Source organism: Halomonas sp. 3F2F (genome assembly GCF_014897805.1).
Classification (GTDB): Bacteria; Pseudomonadota; Gammaproteobacteria; order Pseudomonadales; family Halomonadaceae; genus Vreelandella.
The window spans coordinates 1-18634 of record NZ_JABUZE010000106.1 but is presented as its reverse complement, the minus strand read 5'-3'; the positions used below and the strand labels follow the sequence as shown (position 1 = coordinate 18634).

At 53.2% G+C, this 18634-nt stretch carries 13 protein-coding genes, 1 tRNA gene and 1 other RNA gene; 4 read left to right on the top strand and 11 right to left on the bottom strand.

Annotation, left to right across the window (positions count from 1 at the left end):
• Positions 1-68 precede the first annotated feature (68 nt).
• The 10 genes from INT21_RS11880 to betI all read right to left on the bottom strand — a co-directional run bounded on the left by INT21_RS11880 (position 69) and on the right by betI (position 13169).
• Entirely contained in the window at positions 69-1808 is a 1740-nt protein-coding gene (locus tag INT21_RS11880; protein ID WP_193085223.1) for an ABC transporter substrate-binding protein, read from the bottom strand.
• 94 nt (positions 1809-1902) lie between these two features.
• Positions 1903-2175 (bottom strand): DUF2160 domain-containing protein, encoded by a 273-nt coding sequence (locus tag INT21_RS11875; protein WP_038484947.1) that lies wholly within the window; start codon positions 2173-2175, stop codon positions 1903-1905.
• 15 nt (positions 2176-2190) lie between these two features.
• Positions 2191-3087, bottom strand: a complete 897-nt coding sequence (locus INT21_RS11870; protein WP_193059620.1) for a carbohydrate ABC transporter permease — start codon at positions 3085-3087, stop codon at positions 2191-2193.
• 1 nt (position 3088) lies between these two features.
• On the bottom strand, positions 3089-3976 hold the full coding sequence (locus tag INT21_RS11865; protein WP_089038536.1) for a carbohydrate ABC transporter permease: 888 nt from the start codon (positions 3974-3976) through the stop codon (positions 3089-3091).
• A complete protein-coding gene (locus INT21_RS11860) occupies positions 3973-5070 on the bottom strand; it encodes an ABC transporter ATP-binding protein (RefSeq protein WP_193059619.1) in 1098 nt (365 codons plus the stop codon). Before INT21_RS11860 ends, INT21_RS11865 begins: the two co-directional genes overlap by 4 nt.
• Positions 5063-6160, bottom strand: coding sequence for an ABC transporter ATP-binding protein (locus INT21_RS11855; protein WP_089038534.1), 1098 nt, complete (start codon positions 6158-6160; stop codon positions 5063-5065). Before INT21_RS11855 ends, INT21_RS11860 begins: the two co-directional genes overlap by 8 nt.
• 444 nt (positions 6161-6604) lie before the next feature.
• On the bottom strand, positions 6605-9091 hold the full coding sequence (locus INT21_RS11850; RefSeq protein ID WP_193085222.1) for an acyl-CoA dehydrogenase: 2487 nt from the start codon (positions 9089-9091) through the stop codon (positions 6605-6607).
• Between the two features lie 198 nt (positions 9092-9289).
• On the bottom strand, positions 9290-10966 hold the full coding sequence (gene betA, locus INT21_RS11845) for a choline dehydrogenase (RefSeq protein WP_193085221.1): 1677 nt from the start codon (positions 10964-10966) through the stop codon (positions 9290-9292).
• Positions 10967-11065: 99 nt separating this feature from the next.
• Complete coding sequence (gene betB, locus INT21_RS11840) at positions 11066-12535, bottom strand: betaine-aldehyde dehydrogenase (protein ID WP_193085220.1); 1470 nt, start codon at positions 12533-12535, stop codon at positions 11066-11068.
• Positions 12536-12545: 10 nt separating this feature from the next.
• A complete protein-coding gene (gene betI / locus INT21_RS11835; RefSeq protein WP_193085219.1) occupies positions 12546-13169 on the bottom strand; it encodes a transcriptional regulator BetI in 624 nt (207 codons plus the stop codon).
• A 230-nt stretch (positions 13170-13399) separates the two neighbouring features.
• Between betI and INT21_RS11830 the strand changes: the two genes are divergently transcribed.
• The 3 genes from INT21_RS11830 to ffs all read left to right on the top strand — a co-directional run bounded on the left by INT21_RS11830 (position 13400) and on the right by ffs (position 14664).
• Complete coding sequence (locus tag INT21_RS11830) at positions 13400-14332, top strand: choline ABC transporter substrate-binding protein (RefSeq protein ID WP_193085218.1); 933 nt, start codon at positions 13400-13402, stop codon at positions 14330-14332.
• A 103-nt stretch (positions 14333-14435) separates the two neighbouring features.
• Positions 14436-14512, top strand: a tRNA-Met gene (locus INT21_RS11825).
• Positions 14513-14567: 55 nt separating this feature from the next.
• Positions 14568-14664, top strand: an RNA gene (gene ffs / locus INT21_RS11820) — signal recognition particle sRNA small type.
• Between the two features lie 344 nt (positions 14665-15008).
• Here ffs and INT21_RS11815 read toward each other — a convergent pair.
• Entirely contained in the window at positions 15009-17183 is a 2175-nt protein-coding gene (locus INT21_RS11815) for a TonB-dependent receptor (protein WP_193085217.1), read from the bottom strand.
• A 254-nt stretch (positions 17184-17437) separates the two neighbouring features.
• Between INT21_RS11815 and INT21_RS11810 the strand changes: the two genes are divergently transcribed.
• Positions 17438-18292 (top strand): ABC transporter substrate-binding protein, encoded by an 855-nt coding sequence (locus INT21_RS11810; protein ID WP_226930635.1) that lies wholly within the window; start codon positions 17438-17440, stop codon positions 18290-18292.
• The last annotated feature ends 342 nt before the right edge of the window (positions 18293-18634 follow it).

Below are 18634 nucleotides of genomic sequence, written 5' to 3'. Positions count from 1 at the left end.
TTGCTCGCCGCTGATGAAACCTAGTTTTTGAGCCTTAATAGGGCGGGCCGAAGCCCGCCCCAACTGGATTAGCGGGTACCCGCTTCCATCCAGGCTTCCATCATTTCATCGTAAGGAACGGTCGTTCCTTGCGGCATTTCATCATCAAGCTTTTGCTTAGGAGAGCCTTCTTGATCCAGCCAGTATTGCGGGTCGCGCTCTTCGTTAAGCGCAGGGGCGTAGCTATCGAAGACGTTCGCGCGAGCTAAGCGGTACATGGTGTTATCCATATCTGCCGCCAGCTTATCCAAGCCCTCTTGAGGGGTAACTTCGCCACTCATTACCGGTGCTAGGTTTTGCCACCATAGCGGAGCCATACGCGGATAATCAGGTACGTTGGTGCCCGTAGGCGTCCAGTTGGATTCGTTGGGGCTGCGGTAGAACTCAACCAAACCACCAAGCTTAGGTGCCATTTCGGTCATCTGTTCAGAGAAAATGTCAGATTCACGAATCGGCGTTAGACCAGCTATCAGTTTTTCAAGAGAGGTCGTTTTGGCTACCGTGAACTGGGCAAATAGCCAAGCAGCGGTTCGACGGTCTTCGGGTGTGGAGTCAAAGAACGTCCATGCACCTACATCCTGATAACCCACTTTCATGCCTTCTTCCCAGTAAGGGCCAGTAGGGGAAGGTGCCATGCGCCAAAGTGGGTTGCCTTCATCGTCGGTCACAGCCACGGTAGGATCGGTCATGTCTGCTGTGAAGGCGGTGTACCAGAAAATTTGCTGAGCAATATGACCTTGAGCAGGCACAGGACCCGCTTCACCAAAGGTCATGCCCTGTGCTTCAGGCGGTGCGAAGTCACGTAGCCAATCAACGGCTTTTTGCATGGCAAAGACAGACGCTGGCGAGTTGGTTGCACCGCCACGACTAACGCTGGCACCTACCGGCTGACTATCTTCGTTAACGCGAATGCCCCAGTCATCGACTGGATTACCTGATGGTACGCCCGGGCTACCCATACCGGCCATTGAGAGCCAGGAGTCGTGGAAGCGCCAGCCAAGCGACGGGTCACGACGGCCGTAGTCCATGTGGCCATAGACGGTAGTGCCGTCGATTTCACCAACATGTTTGGTAAAGAACTCGGCAATATCTTGATAAGCCGTCCAGTTGGTGGGCACGCCTAGGTCGTAGCCGTAAATCTCACGGAACTGCTCCTGTAGGTCTTCACGCTGGAACCAGTCATAACGGAACCAGTAAAGGTTGGCGAACTGCTGAGTGGGTAGTTGGTATAGGCTGCCATCGGGGCCGGTGCCGTACTGCAAACCAATGAAGTCGTCTAGGTCCAGCGTTGGAAGTGTGTAGTCAGCCCATTCGTTTTCCATCGCCTCGGTGAGGTTGATGGTGGTGCCGTAACGAATGTGCGTGCCGATAGCGTCGGTGTCATTAACAAAACCGTCGTAGATGCTGTTACCTGATTGCATCTGATTTTGCATCGTATCAACGACGTCGCCTTCGCCGATAATATTGTGAGTAAGGTTGATGCCGGTTAACTCACTGAATGCTTCTGCCAGCACTTCACTTTCATAGACGTGAGTGGTCAAGCCTTCTGCGACAGTTTGAATATCCATACCGCGGAAGGGCTCAGCTGCTTTTGCAAACCAAAGCAGTTCTTCGATTTGCTCTTCACGACTCAAGGTAGAGTTTTTGAAGTGTTCGTCGACCAAGCGCTCCGCGATTGCCCGCGCGTCGTGATCGTCGGCCATCAGTGTCCCCGATGCGAGCATGAGGCTGGCGGCGAGGGTAGTAAGTTTGAACTTGTTGTTGCGCATGTTGACCTCGTTTTGTTGTGCTCTTCCCTGATCTCTTGAGCGTCCTTGATACTGCCGTACTTAACGCCAGGGTTTTCCTGGAATTGCTGATTGGCTAACCCCAGCGCATTAACACCAGCAGCCATACCGCTGAAAGTGCTAGTGCAATCCAAATTGAAAGCGACGTGAACCCAATGAAGCCCAAGTGAATAAACGCGGCAGACAGCAAGCCGATAAACAGCCGATCACCGCGGGTGGTGCTAATGGGTAAAAATCCCTTTCTTTCAATGCTTGGCGAGCGTAGTTCCCAGATCGTCATGCCAGCGAGCATGGCCGCAATGGAAGAAAAGAAAATAGCCGTCGGTAAAGTCCATACCATCCAGGACATAAGGTTTCCTCCTACTCAGGTGCGGCCCAGGGCAAAGCCCTTGGCGATATGGTTGCGTACGAAGTAAACCACCAGAATGCCGGGAACAATGGTCAACATACCGGCGGCCGCGAGGGTGCCCCAGTCGATACCTGATGCCGTCGAGGTCCTGGTCATGATCATGCCGATTGGCTGAGCGTCTGTAGACGTCAGTGTGCGTGCCAGCAGCAGTTCAACCCACGAAAACATGAATAGGAAGAAAAGCACCACGCCAATGCCAGAACTGATCATGGGAATGAAGATCTTGATGAAGAACTTGGGAAAGCTGTAGCCGTCGATATAGGCGGTTTCGTCAATTTCCTTAGGCACGCTGCTCATAAAGCCTTCCAGAATCCAGATCGCCAGCGGAATATTGAATAGGCAGTGAGCTAGCGCTACGGCGATGTGCGTATCGAATAAGCCGACCGAGTAATAAAGCTGGAAGTAGGGCAGCAAAAATACTGCGGGTGGCGCCATCAAGTTGGTTAATAGCCAGAAGAACAGGTGCTTATCACCGATGAACTTGTAACGGCTGAAGGCATAGGCGGCCGGAAGTGCCACTAACATGGTGATGATCATATTCATCACCACATACATGATGGAGTTAACGTACCCCATGTACCAGCTTGGGTTAGTGAAGATGCCGATGTAGTTGTCAAAGGTCAGGTTTTGCGGCCACAGCGTCATCGACCCGAGGATCTCGCTGTTAGTCTGCAGCGACATATTGAGCAGCCAATAAAGGGGCAGTATCAGCAGCACGATATAGGTGCCAAGCAGAAGCCGCTTTCTCAGCCGAGAGCGTGAGTGGCGCTTGCGTCGCTCAGCTGCTGGCACCTTACTGAAAATAGTGTTGTATTTTTCACCCTGCTGGGTGTTTTCAAGTTGGTAAGACATCTTACACGCCTCCCTGTGAATTCTTGTCTTTCTGCAGATGCATGATGGTGGTATAGAACACCCAGCTGACTAGCAGAATGACGAGGAAGTAGATGATCGAGAAGGCGGCAGAAGGCCCCAGATCTTGCTGGCCGATAGCCATGGTGGCAAGCGATTGGGTTAGGAATGTAGTTGAACTACCAGGTCCACCTCCGGTTAACACAAAGGGCTCGGCGTAGATCATGAAGGAGTGCATGAAGCGCAGCAGTACGGCGATAACCAGAACGTTAGTTAGCTTCGGTAGCTGAATATAGCGAAACACTGCCCACTTAGAAGCACGGTCAATTCTTGCCGCTTGATAGTAGGCTTCAGGAATAGAGCGCAGCCCGCTATAGCAGAGCATTGCGACAAGCGGTGTCCAGTGCCAAACATCCATTAAAATAATGGTCGCCCAGGCGTCACCGGCATTACGGGTAATATTGTAATTAATACCCAGCTCGCGCAGCCCCCAGCCCATTAACCCAATATCGCCACGGGTAAAGATCTGCCAGATACTGCCAACGACGTTCCAAGGAATTAGCAGGGGCAGGGTAATCAGAATTAGTACGGCGGACGCCTGCCAGCCCTGTTTTGGCATAATCAGCGCTATTCCTATTCCCAGCGGGATCTGGATAGCCAGAATAATTAATGAAAACAGTATCTGCCGACCAAATGCAGCTTGCAGCTCCGAGTCGTTGAGCATAGTGCGAAACCACTCGGTACCGGTAAAGAAGCTGGCGTTGGGGCCTAGCACGTCCTGTACCGAGTAGTTGACCACTGTCATCAAGGGGATAATGGCGGAAAACGCCACGAGCACTAACATTGGTAGAACTAATAGCCAAGCGCGGTTGTTATAGACTTTATTATTCATGAGGTAACCTCCACCCGATATTCGTCCACAAACAGCCCTAACTGATCGTGGTCGAAGGTGAGATAAATATCGTCTCCGAATTCAGGGTGACCTTCCGGCAAGCGTGCCTTGAACGCCTGACCACCCAACTCAAAGGTAACAATTGAATAGGTGCCTAGATCTTGCACCTGCCGTTTACGAGCGGGCAGGGCACCTTCACGTTTGCTGGCATGCACGGTTACAAACTCGGGGCGAATGCCGATTTTTATATTCGAACTTTTGGTATTGGCAATGGCGTCAACAAACGCCTGCGGTATGGGGAGCGGTATATCAGCAAAGATGACTTCCCCCGCATGGTGGCGTACATCCAGAATGTTCATACCGGGACTGCCAATGAAATAGCCAACAAAGGTATGCGCGGGGGTTTCAAAGAGTTCTTGAGGAGTGCCGAACTGAACCACCTGACCTTCATACATCACAGCGATTTTGTCGGCAAAAGTTGCTGCTTCCAGCTGGTCATGGGTGACGTAAATCATGGTGATATTGAAGCGCTGGTGAATCTCCTTCAGCTTACGGCGTAATTTCCATTTTAGCTGTGGGTCGATAACCGTTAACGGCTCGTCAAACAGAATTGCCGAGACATCATCGCGCACCAAGCCGCGCCCCATTGAAACCTTCTGCTTCTCATCGGCGGTCAGCCCTTTGGCTTTACGCTTTAGCAGGGGGGTTAACTCCAGAATCTCCGCGACTTCCTCTACCTTTGGCGTGATTCGGTGGCCTGGAATGTTGATGTTACGCAATGGAAAGGCGAGGTTATCAAACACCGTCATGGTGTCGTAGATCACCGGGAATTGAAAAACCTGAGCGATATTACGTTCCTCAGGCGGCAACTCGTTAACTCGCTGGCCATCAAACAGCACATCCCCTTCAGAAGGTTCGAGCAGCCCGGAAATAATGTTCAGCAGGGTAGATTTGCCACACCCCGATGGCCCCAGCAGGGCATAAGCGCCGCCTTGGTGCCAGATATGTTCCATCTGGCGAATCGCGTAATCTTCAGGTGATGTCGGGTTAGCGCTATAAGTATGCGCGAGAGCCTTTAGTATGATCTCAGCCATGCTGATTCACTCCCCGTGTTTCCGGCGTATGAACAATAGAACCCTGCTGATCGAAGACAAACAGCTTGTGGGTAGGGAAGTAGATCTTTATGCGCTGATTGACTTTAGGGGTATGAATACCAAGCAAATGGAGTACTAAAGAAAATAAGTTGTGCCGCACGTGGAGGAAGGTTTCCGAACCGCTGATTTCAGCCACTTCAACTTCAACTTCAAGCTCTAGATCATCAGCTGCATTCGGCTGTAGGCTGACGTGAGAGGCACGGACTCCAAATCGGTATGCTCCCGCGGGTAGGTTGCGTAGCGCCACATCGCAGGGGAAATGGATATCCTGGTCGAAGGTGATTTCATTGGCAGTAAGATGCCCAGGCACAATATTGATCGGCGGTTCTGAAAACATCTCAGCGCTTAGGATGCCGTTAGGCTCGCGATAAATTTGCTCGGTTGGGCCATATTGCAGCAGCTTGCCTTCATGCAATACGGCAGTGTTACCGCCTAACGCTAGCGCTTCGTTGGGCTCGGTGGTGGCATAAACGGCAATGCAGTTTCGCGCCTTGAATAGCCCGCGAAGTTCATCGCGCAGCGCTTCACGCAGTTTGTAGTCAAGATTGACCAACGGTTCATCAAACAGGATCAGGTCCGCATCCTTAACCAAAGCGCGGCCCATGGCGGTACGCTGCTGTTGCCCACCAGAAAGCTCAAGCGGCAAGCGGTCCAGCAAGTGGTCAATCCCCAGCATGGCGGCAGTTTCGCGCACACGCTTGTCGATTTCCTGCTTGGATGCCTTAGCCAGTTTAAGTGGTGACGCGATATTGTCGTAAACGTTAAGGCTTGGGTAATTGATGAATTGCTGATACACCATGGAGACATTGCGCTTGCGGACGGATACGCCCGTGACATCCTTGCCATCCATGTAGATTCGCCCCCGGGTAGGTTGCTCCAAACCCGCCATTAATCGCATGAGCGTTGTTTTACCTGCCAGGGTTCGCCCTAGCAGCACATTGAAAGAACCCGGCTCCAGCTCGAGGTTCACCCCACTGATATGGGATTCACCACCGACGATGTGGTCGATATTTTGCAGATGTAAGGACATGCCGATCTCGCTAACGTCATTGTTATAGATAAATGTTATTGGTAGAGGTCTTGCGTTGATCGCTATTGATGAAAGTGAAGCAATACACGCTTATTCGAGATGTTAGCCTTGGCTGTTTGCACGTTATTGTCAGCCAACCATCAAGCGGACTTCCATTCACTTTATTTTCAATAACGAAAGGCTAGTTGATCATTTGCGAACTTGCAACGACTTTTGTAGCGGTTTGTATTCGCTTTTAGGCGTATATCGTCGCTTCTCCAGCGGTGGGGAGTACTGTATGACGGTTGCTTTGGTGAGAAATTGGCATTAAAACGAGGCGTTTAGAGAAGGAAAGCAGCCGCTGAGTGAGATAAGCGAATGTTCGTTTGTTTCGTTTTTGAAAATATACGTAAAAAAACCGGCCTGGAGAGGCCGGTTAGGATCGCTAGTTAAAGCGAGAAAGGACTACTTAACGCTGGTTTCTGCTTGCTGCGGCGTGGCCACAGGCGCTGCATTGTGATTAATCAACGTCGATTTATCATTAGCAAACGCGTCATAGGCGAAATCATCAACCGTCAGCATCTCGAGTACCTCTGCCTCGAAAGTGCGCATAAACTGTGCGTCGTCTTCTGTGATAATTCCTTTGTCCAGTGCGGCTTCAATGCGTGCTTCAGGATGTAGTGCCGTTTGTGGCAGCTCACCTTTGGCATAGGCTTTGTTCACCGTGCGGTAGAGGGTTTCGGCACGGTCATAATCCACCAGCAGCGCGTTGTAGCGCGCAAGCGGGTTAGACTCTGCGCCATCATCTTTATCCCATGTATTGGAAAGTAGCTTGCTGCGCAGGGCGCTATGTGTGGATACGCGCTGTGCGATATCGCGAGCCAAGTCGTCATGCGGTTTATTCCAACGGCGGCCGGTCGGCATGATGATAACTTTCAATGCCTTGCCTAACGCGCGGTTCGGTAGGTTATCGAAAATTTCAACGAACGCCTGTTCGGCACGGTTCAGCAAGAACCGCAAGCTATAGTGTAGCAGCGCTTCTTCACCCTCGACTTGGTCACCGGTGTGCCACTGTTTCAGTACCATGGAAGCTAGATACAGATTAGACAGAACATCACCCAAGCGTGCTGAGAGCATTTCGCGCTTCTTGAGTTCAGAGCCAAGGCTGGCCATGGCGGCGTCGGCACATAGGCCAAAGCCTGCTGAAATGCGTGCAATATCCTGGGCGTAGGTAGCCGCAGGGCCACTAAAGGGGACATTTGCTTTGCCCAAGCCAAACCCAAGCGTAAAGGCACGGGCAGCATTGCCGAAAATTAGCCCTGCGTGGCCAAAGAAGGCTTTGTCGAAGGCTTTAACGTCGTTGGCATCTTTAGCGGCTAGCTCGTCCAGTACATAGGGATGGCAGCGAATCGCACCTTGACCAAAGATCATCAGGTTGCGGGTCATAATGTTGGCGCCTTCCACGGTGATTGCCACCGGGTTAGCACTGTAGCCAATGCCTAGGTAGTTGCGTGGACCAAGGGTAACGGCTTTACCACCGTGAACATCCATTGCGTCACTAAGCAGCACGCGCTGGAACTCGGTCAATTGGCTCTTCAAGATGGCTGAAGGAACAGCGGGTTTTTCGCCATGGTCGATCAGGTTGGCGGTCTGGTAAACCGTAGCAGCAGAGATGTAAGCCAGCGAGGCCATGCGTGCTAACGGCTCCTGTACGCCTTCCATTTCAGCGACGGGTACGTTGAACTGACGACGTACGCGGGTAAAACCACCGCTCCAGCCTAGCGCGTAGCGGGCGGTGCCGGTGGCACCAGAAGGTAAGGTAATGCAGCGACCAATCGAGAGGCACTCGACCAGCATGCGCCAGCCTTGGCCGATCATGTCTGGGCCACCAATAATGGTATCCAGCGGCACAAACACGTCGTTACCTTTAATCGGGCCGTTCATAAACGGGCTGCCGATAGGGTGGTGACGGCGACCGATGTCCATGCCCTGAGTATCCCGGGGAACGAGTGCAAGGGTAATACCGCGGTCTTCTTCGTCACCGAGCAATTTTTCTGGATCGAAAAGACGGAAGGCCAAGCCTACCACGGTGGCGATGGGAGCCAGGGTAATCCAGCGTTTTTCGAAGTTAAGGCGTAAGCCAAGCACTTCTTCGCCATTGATAACTTGCTTACAGACAACGCCTGTATCCGGTAGCGACGTGGCATCAGAGCCAGCACGCGGGCCGGTTAGGCCGAAGCAGGGGATTTCGCGGCCATCAGCAAGGCGCGGCAAGTAGTGATCTTTCTGTTGTTGAGTGCCGTATTTTAGCAGCAGTTCGCCTGGGCCAAGTGAGTTCGGTACGCCAACGGTGACCATCAGCGTCTCATTAGCGGAGAGCTTCTGCAGCACCATGGACTGTGCCTTAGCTGAGAATCCAAGGCCGCCGTACTCCTTCGGAATAATCATGCCGAAGAAGCCTTCTTTCTTTAGATAATCCCACAGTTGTTGGGGTAGGTCAGCGCGTTCTTGGGCGATATCCCAGGCGTTACACATGCCAGCTGCTTTCGCACACTGATTATCCAAAAACGCTTGTTCTGCCTCGCTCAGGCCGTCGTCTTTATAGCTAAGTAACGCCTCCCACTGAGGTTTGCCAGAGAAGAGCTCGCCATCCCAGGAGACGCTGCCCGCTTCTAATGCCGTGCGCTCCGTATCGGACACTTTCGGCGCTACCTTTTTGAAGGTGGCGAAAATGCGCGGCGTCAGCCACTTGCTGCGTAATACGGGTAGACCAGCAATGGCAACGGCGGCAGCCGCAATTAATAGCAGCGTGCCAATAACGCTTGCGCCAAGCACTAAGCCTACTAAGCCCAGAACGCCAAGCAGGGCGAGTGCTGGCGTAGCGCCTGCTTCGCGGCGCATCACCACGAGCAAGCCAGCAACGGCAAGCACAATGAGTAGTAAGGTGAGCATGGATGTTTCTCCGTGGGTGGTTAATTGTGGACGTATTTAAACGTATGTTTGAATATTGTCAGAGTCACCTATATCAGTGCAAGCATTTCACTCTTATACATTCGCTATAGTCTCTTTACTGTAGCGTAAATAGGCCATAAAAAAACGCCATGGCGAGTGGCCATGGCGTTTAGCGTGTTGCATGCAGGTGTGAGTGAGTTACGAAGCCTGTTTAGCGGGTGCGCCGTGAGCGACGTAATAATCCACGTTGGCGCGTGGCAAAGGTTCACGTCCACGGATGCGGTCAGCAATTTTCTCCGCCAGCATAATAGTAGGCGCGTTTAGGTTGCCGGTAGGGATCACCGGGAACAGCGAGGCATCGACGACGCGCAGGCCTTCGAGCCCATGTACGCGGCCTTGGCTATCGGTCACTGCCATCTCACCTTCGCCCATGCGGCAACTGCCACACGGGTGATAAGCCGTTTCAGCGTGTTGCTTGACGAAGTTATCGAGTTCTTCATCACTTTGTACGCTAGGGCCAGGGGAAATTTCACGGCCGCGGTACTTATCAAACGCTGGTTGCGCGATGATGTCGCGGGTTAAGCGAATCGCATCGCGGAACTCTTGCCAATCTTTCTCTTTGGCCATGTAGTTAAACAAGATGCTGGGTGCCGCGTGTGGGTCTTTCGAGGTTAAGCGAATTCGTCCACGGCTTTCCGAACGCATCGAGCCAACGTGGGCCTGGAAGCCATGTGCCTGGACGGCGCTTTTACCGTTGTAGCTGATCGCGATGGGCAGGAAGTGGTACTGCAGGTTTGGCCACTCTTCCTCATCATTGCTACGAATAAATCCGCAGGATTCAAACTGGTTGCTGGCGCCAACGCCAGTACCTTTAAATAACCACTCGGCACCAATTTTTGGCTGGTTGTACCATTTCAGCGCCGGATACAGCGAAATAGGCTCTTTGCATTCGTACTGAATGTACATCTCAAGGTGGTCCTGGAGATTTTCGCCTACGCCGGGTAGCTCATGAACGACTGAAATGCCTAATTCCTGAAGCCATTCGGGGTTGCCTACGCCAGAGCGCTGAAGAATCTGCGGTGAGGCAATGGCACCGCCACACAACAGCACTTCCCGGCGAGCGCGGGCCTTGTGTGGCTGACCTTTCTGCTCGTAACGCACGCCAACGGCACGTTTGCCATCAAATTCAATCACATCGGTGACTGCGTGGGTTTCAATGGTCAGGTTACTGCGCTGCTTGGCAGTGTCCAGGTAGCCGCGTGCAGTCGATGCACGGCGTCCCTTGGGCGTGACGAAACGGTCCATCGGGCCAAAGCCCTCTTGCTGGTAGCCGTTAACGTCCTCGGTTTCTGGATAGCCCGCTTGTTTCCCTGCTTCGATAAACGTGCGGTAAAGCGGATTATTGCCAGCTTTCGGCGTGGTCACGCTGACCGGGCCGTCGCCGCCGTGGTAATCATTAGGGCCAATATCGCGGGTTTCGCACTTTTTGAAATAGGGCAGGCAACTGAGGTAATCCCACTCTTCCAAGCCGGGTTGCTTGGCCCAGTTATCGTAATCCAAGGCGTTGCCGCGGATATAGCACATGCCATTGATCAGTGAAGAGCCGCCCAGGCCTTTGCCTCGGCCACACTCCATACGGCGGCCATCCATATACGGTTCGGGATCGGTTTCAAATGCCCAGTTGTAGCGTTTGCCTTGTAGCGGGTAGGCCAGTGCGGCAGGCATTTGGGTGCGAAAATCGAAACGGTAATCGGGGCCGCCTGCTTCAAGCAGCAAAACGCTGACGTCACTGTCTTCGGTGAGGCGGGTAGCCAGTACATTGCCGGCCGAGCCTGCACCGATAATGATGTAATCAAATTCGCGTGATTGAGACATGCTTTTACCTTGGAGGAGCCGAATGATGGGTAATGAGCCGGTAGGCATAAAAGAGATACTTCTCTTCGATATACCTACCGGGAGCGTCCATTACTTCGATTAGAACACCGACTCAAACGGCCCCATCTCGATCTGTACGGACTTGGTCTGGGTGTAGTGATTGAGCGTCTCGACGCCGTTCTCACGGCCAATGCCCGACTCTTTGTAACCACCTACCGGCATCTCAGAAGGAGACTCGCCCCAGGTGTTGATCCAGCAAATGCCGGCTTCCAGCTGGTGAATAACTCGGTGAGCACGGTTTAAGCTTTCGCTGAATACACCCGCCGCCAGACCGTATTTGGTGTCATTAGCGCGACGAATAACGTCATCTTCGTCTTCAAAGGCGAGTACGGACATTACTGGGCCAAAAATCTCTTCTCTTACGATGCGCATATCGTCAGTGCAATCGGTGAAGATGGTGGGCGCAGCCCAAGCACCCTTCGCCCAATCACCGCTATTCCACGAATCGCCACCTGCCAATACTCGCGCGCCTTGCTCTTTACCCAAGGCAATATAGGAAAGCACTTTTTGCTGATGTTCAAAGCTTACTAGCGGGCCGAAGTTAACGCTGGGGTCCATCGGGTTACCCGCTTTGATACGCTGAACGCGTTCAACCAGCTTCGCCTCAAAGGCGTCTTTGACGCTGCGCTCCACGAACACACGAGTGCCGTTAGTGCAAATCTGGCCGCTGGAGTAGAAGTTGGCCATCATGGCGGCATCGGCAGCACGATCTAAATCAGCATCGGCAAACACGATCAGCGGAGATTTACCGCCTAGTTCCATGGTGACGTCTTTCAGCGTAGAGCCACCCGCAGCGGCCATCACTTTTTTGCCCGTACCGACTTCGCCAGTAAACGATACCTTGGCGATACCTGGATGCTCAGTCAGCATCGCGCCAACGCGGCCATCGCCTTGGACGACATTGAAAACACCGTTAGGTAGGCCTGCTTCAGTAAAGATTTCAGCCAGTTTGATAGCGGTTAGCGGTGTAACTTCACTAGGTTTGAAGACAATGGCGTTGCCCGCTGCCAACGCAGGAGCGGCTTTCCAGCAAGCGATTTGAATGGGGTAGTTCCAGGCGCCAATGGCACCAATGACGCCGAGTGGCTCGCGACGGGTATACACAAAGGAACTATCGCGCAGCGGAATCTGGCTGCCTTCGATAGCGGGGGCAAGGCCTGCGTAATACTCCAAGGCATCGGCACCCGTCACAATATCGACACTGGCGGTTTCGCTAATAGGCTTGCCGGTATTGTGAGTTTCCAGCTCGGCAAGCTCATCGTTGCGCTCTCTTAACAGTGCAACAGCGCGCAGTAGAATGCGTGAGCGTTCCATGCCCGTCATCGAAGCCCATTGACGTTGTCCGCGTTGGGCGGCTTCGACAGCACTATCAACATCAGCTTGGCTTGCCTGGCCAACCGTAGCAAGCAGGCTGCCATCGTAGGGGTTTGAAACGGTAAATGTCTCGCCTGAAGTGGCGTCTACCGGGCGACCATCAATATAAAGTGGCTGAATGTCTTGAGCGGCCATGTTGGTCTCCTTACTGTGTCTCTGCAGTGGATGCACGTTGATGGCACCCATGATGAATAAGCAGTTGGTCGAGATAGGTGTGCGCAAGATGTCTCGCTTCAGCGGCGTCGAGCCCTTCTGGTGTCAGCGCGCCACGCAGCCATAGACCATCAATCATTGCGGCCAAACCGCGGGCGGCATTGCGAGCGTCTGCGCGGGGCATGACGCGCTGGAATTGATGACATAAATTGGCGTACAAACGGCGGTCGTTGACATTCTGCAGCCGCTGAAGCACGGGCTTGTGCATGCTGCTAGCCCAGAAGGCGAGCCATGTTTTGGCGGCGGGGCCGGTCACCTGGGTTCGATCAAAGTTACCTTCGATGATGGCGCCAATGTGCGCCCGGGGAGAGTCGTCTTCTAACGCACGGCGGCGTGCTGCAACGGCCTCACTAAGATCGGTCAAGATCTGCCGCATTGTTGCTTCCAGCAGGCCATCCTTGCCGCCAAAGTAGTGACTAATAATGCCCGCCGAAACGCCAGCATGACGGGCGATTCGCATGACGGTTGCTTCTGCTAAACCAACTTCATCAATGGCCGCCATGGTAGCCTTAATTAACTGCTGGCGGCGTATCGGTTCCATTCCCACCTTAGGCACAGCTATCTCCTACTGACGTTGAATGCCCATTGGCTCCTGTCCTTGAAAACTAGGAGTAGGCATGATTACCTGATCATGATGGCATTTTTTTATTGAACGTTCAATCAATAAAAGTCTGCGCTGTTTTCTCGCTTTTACGGCTGTTCTTTACGGCTGCTCTTTACGGCTGCTCTTTACGAATGTTGCATACAGGGCGTACTCATATAAAACCGATAATGGAGAAGATCAATATGAACCGGACATATACACGAAGCCTAAGTACATTACTGCTGACTGCCTGTTTACCGGCAGCTGCCTATGCTGATGAGTGCAGTAGTGTACGCTTTGCTGAAGTGGGCTGGACTGACATCACGGCAACGACAGCACTGGCCAGTGAAGTATTGGAAGCGCTTGGTTACGAAACGCGCGTCGATACTGTCTCGGTACCGATTGCTTATGCGGGCATGGGTAATAATGATTTTGACGTCTTCTTAGGCAACTGGATGCCGTCAATGGCCTCTATCAGCGACCCCTATGTCGAGCGCGGCGAGGTTGAGCGCTTGGTAGTCAACCTTGAGGGAGCTAAGTACACCCTGGCAGTGCCCCAATATGTCTATGATGCGGGCGTGACCTCCGTTAATGATCTGGCAGAGCATGCTGATCAGTTTGAGCAGCGTTTACACGGCATTGAAGCTGGCAATGATGGTAACGAGCTGATTGAGCAAATGATTGATGATAACGCCTATGGGCTAGGTGATTGGCAAGTCATCGATTCGAGCGAGGCGGGTATGCTGGCTGAGCTTCGCGCGAGGGTACCCAATGAAAAATGGATGGTGTTTTTGGGTTGGGAACCGCATCCAATGAACACTAATTTTGATATGGCGTATTTATCTGATGCTGGCGACTATTTTGGCCCTAACCTGGGGGGCGCAACCGTACATACCAATACTCGTGCGGGGTTTGTTGAAGCGTGCCCTAATGTCGGTGAATTGCTAAAAAATATGACATTCACCCTGGAAATGGAAAACCAACTGATGAGTGCCATTATGGACGATGGGGTAGACCCGCGAGAGGCAGCACGCAGTTACCTCAATGAAAACGATGATGTGCTAGCAGCATGGCTCGAAGGGGTGACTACTCGAGCTGGCGAAGAAGCACTGCCAGCAGTCCAAGCAGCTTTATAAGCACACTATTCACTTAACAGGGTAGTTGAATGAAAGGCAGGTCGTTTTTGGCTTGCCTTTCATAGTTAAGATAGGCATAATCTTCACCCGTTGATGAGGGAAAGGCTACGTAGCTCAGCTGGTTAGAGCACATCACTCATAATGATGGGGTCCCCTGTTCAAATCAGGGCGTAGCCACCACATCAGCATTAGTACACTCACTTAGAAATATCAGAGTGTACCGTTATGGTGGCCCCTTAGGTCCTCCCGCAACGCTAAACTGCAAACCCCGCCAGGCCCGGAAGGGAGCAACGGTAGTGGTGGCTGCGTGTGCCGGGATGTGGCTTTTGGGGCCGCCTCCATTTCTAGTGCCGTTTCCGGCCTGTTTTGGCATAAATTCCGATCAAAATGACATGATTTGCGGTCTCTCGTGACATAACCTGATTTTGTAGTAAACCTACTCAATGAGGTGTTGTCATGTACAGGCGCAAACTCCGTCACTCCCGTGTCAAGAACCTCTACAAATTTGCTAGCTTCAAAACTGCCTCTGCTCATACTGTAGAGTCTTCCCTAGAGTTAGATGCCTGCTACCACCTTGAATACTCCCCTCAAGTTAAGTCTTTTATTGCCCCGCCGCAAACAGTGAGGGCGCTTGATAGGAAGCACCCTCATGGTAACGGTAATGAGGATGCTTTTTTTAAAACTCGACGGTCGCCGAAAGCTTGAAGGTGCGCGGTTCGCCTTGAATCAAATAATTCGCAAAGGACGTCGAAGCACCTGACCAGTAATTTTCGTCGGTAATGTTGTCGATATCTGCGCGCCAGATCCAGTCAGCGCCACCGACCGGTGTGGTGTAGCGCAGGCCAAGATCGAGGCGTGTCCAGGAATCCAGTTTCAAGTCGTTGGCCACATCAGCGTACTGCGAGCCCGTGTGCAGGATACGCCCAGTGGCAGTGAGACGCTCAATGAAGGGGGTATCCCACTCGCCACCGAACACAAAGCGATACTCTGGAACGCCCGTGGCGACATTACCTTCATTGCCATCCTGTGTTTTGGTAAGTTCGGCATCTATCCAGGTCGCACTGCTGAACAGGCGCACTCCTGTCATCGGCTCACCGTATAGGCTTAGTTCCAAGCCGCGATTACGCTGCTCGTTATCCAGGCTGCCTACGCCATCGACGACCGCTGCAGAGGGCAGCTCGATCTGGAACAGGCTAATGCCACCGCCTAGGTGGCCGTAGTCGAACTTAGCGCCTACCTCGTGTTGCTCGGCATGGGCAATACCCAAGTGCTGACCAAAGTTCACCGCTGTGGTATCGGTGACCGTGCCGCCATTCTGCAATGCTTCGACGTAGTTGGCGTAAAGAGAGATATTGTCAGTGGTCTTGAACACCGCGCCGACGGCGGGTGTCACCCGACGATCGGCATAGCGATTGCTGCTACCGTCGTTAGGGCGTTCGTCGATCTCAAGTTCCTGATAACGTGCGCCCAGTGTCAGTAAAAGCCGGTCATCAATGAATCCAAGCGTATCGCTCAGCGTGCCCCCTTGGGAGCGCGTGCGCGTCACACTACCGCCCACGAAAGGCGTGCCATCTGGGCGAGATAAATCGACAGGATCGTAGATGTTGGTCGTGCCAGCCGCGAGGAAGTTCCAGTCGGTGTCGAACTTGCGATAGGCGCTAGAGTAGCCGAAGGTGATGTCATGGCTGACCGGGCCGGTCAGCACGTAGCCACGGAGCCCCACCTGGCTGGCAATGTTGTCAATGTGGTTATCGGTTTCGAAGTCATTGACCCTGGCGTTACCCGCGTCATTGGTAAGGCGCGGAGTCGCCGACACAATGCCTTCGAGCGTGCGGTTACCCCCCAAGGCCGCGAAAGCGGTCCAGGTGTTGGTGAGGTCATATTCGCCCCTGACCATGCCGAAGTTAGTTTCTAGCTCAGTCCCACCGAAAGAGGGGGTGTAGTTCAACGATGAATCCGGCGCAGCGGGTATCTGAGTTGCCGCGCCGGTATTAACGCTTGAGCGGCCACTATCAAGGGTGAGTTTTTGATGGCCGACATCGAACAGTATTCGGCCTTGATCGCCACGGTAGTCGAGCCCAACGACGACGGAGGTATCGCGCTGAGCTTCGCCATCAATGGCGGTGTCACCACGGCCGCGCACGGCACTTATCCGTGCCCCCCATTGCTGCTGATCACCATACCGCTGGCTAGCATCGACGCCCACTTCGCCATAGCCATCGGAGCGGTAACCACTGGATAGATTGAGCATCGGGTCATCACCGGCATGCTTGGGCTCGATGTTGATGGTGCCACCGATTCCGCCGCTCCCGCCGACAGGTATGCCCGACGTAAAGGCGCTGGCGCCTTTGAAGACTTCGACGCGCTCAGCAAGGTCGCTGTTGATGATTTGTCGTGGCAGCACGCCGTATAGACCGCCGTAAGCCACGTCGTCACCGGCCAAGTTAAAGCCGCGTACCTTGTACGCTTCGCCATAGATGCCGAAGCCCAGTCCTACCGATATCGAGGCATCGTTCTGAAGCGTATTGCCCAGTGTCTGGGATTGCTGGTTCTCCATCAGCTCACTGGTATAGCTGATGACGTTGAAAGGCACGTCCATCGCGTCCTTTTCACCGATCAACCCTACGCGGCCACCCGCCGCGATTTGGCCTCCGGCGAAGGCTGGCGGTGGTGTATCTCCGTAGGTAGGCATGGAGCCCGTGACGGTGACGGTATCCAAGGACTGATTGGCAGTGCTCGTCTGCGCCCAGGCGCTCGCAGGCGTGATACCCATTGCGATCAGTGTTAGCGCGCGCAGGAGCTGAGCTTTGCGGCGCTTAGCCGCTGTGTTGAAAGTGTTCCCAAGAGACATAGTGTCGATCCGATCATTTTTACAGCAGCGCCGAGCCGCCACGTTTTTATGAAACTGATGTAAGAAAGCGGAGGGCTTGGCTGCCGTGCCGTGGTCACCCCTCAAGCATAGGCCTACATGATAAACAAAATGAGATGTATTAGCATCTGCGGGTGATATTTTTTCCGTACCCGCCTTGCAAAAAAAGGGTATTGGCGTCTAAATGTGATGCCTATTTTCTTTCTGATGCTCTCGCTGCTATGTGTTATCGGTCGATGCTCTCTTTCGTGGCCCGCTGCTGTTTATCAGCCGCTTGCTTGTTGCCCTTGTCGAATGCCCACGCACAGTGGGCCACCATCAACTGGACCATTGCCGAAACGCTACTGGCCATTGACGCGCCGCTGAGCGGTACCGCCCAAAAAAATGGCTACCATGAGTGGGTAGGGGAGCCAAGGATCCCCGACGGCGTTGTAGATCTTGGTCTGCGATCACAGCCCAACCTCGAGCTCATGGCGCAATCGCCCCCGACGCAAACGTTCATTTCGCCGATGTTCGCTGGACTGACGGAGCGTCTGGAGAGAATTGCCCCGGTCACGTCGTTTTCCCCCTATTCACCTGGTACTAATACCTGGCAAGAGATACAAACACTTACCCGTCAGCTAGGTGAGCTAACCGGCCACCGGCTGCAGGCAGCGCAGTTAATCAGCGAAACGCATACGTTGATGAACACGCTTCGCCAACAGCACCCCGATGCGCCACCGTTACTGATGGTACAATTTATGGATGCCCGTCATGTAAGGGTTTTTGGTGATAACAGTCTCTACAACGCTGTGCTTGAACAAATTAATCTGACCAATGCCTGGGACCGGCCCACCAACGCCTGGGGATTTTCACTATCAGCTATCGAAGCACTCTACGATTACCCCGAGGCAACCCTAGTCATTGTTGACCCAGTGCCAACCGGTGTTGAAGACGCATTGGCGAAAAGTGGTTTATGGCAACATTTGCCCAGCGTTAAAAACGCCAATTTATTGCGTTTACCGCCAGCATGGAGTTTTGGAGCGCTGCCTTCCGGGCAACGCTTTGCTCGGGAGTTGGTTGCTGCGCTCGCGTCTCAGCCACGACGTTGACGCACGTCGCTATACGGGCGCTGTTCCTGAGATGGCGCCTGGGGGTGAATAGCCAGTAAAAGTGCTAGCCGACGGCAGGGCATGTACCCCACAAGAGGAAATCGGAAGGAGGTGTTACGTTTGTTCCACTCAGTATCTATACGTATTTGAGTTCTGTCGTGCTAGTTCTAGTGTGCCATAAATTGATTCTGCTACCGTGTGATGATGATACCAGTCTACCTATTGGACTGAGGTTGAGCGCTATACTATCTCACAAGCTCCGTGATCATTTTGAGGGATATCTTAGGGAACTGGCTATCTAAGTGAATCCGCATAAGTTATGGTGTATAAAGCGAGGCTTAT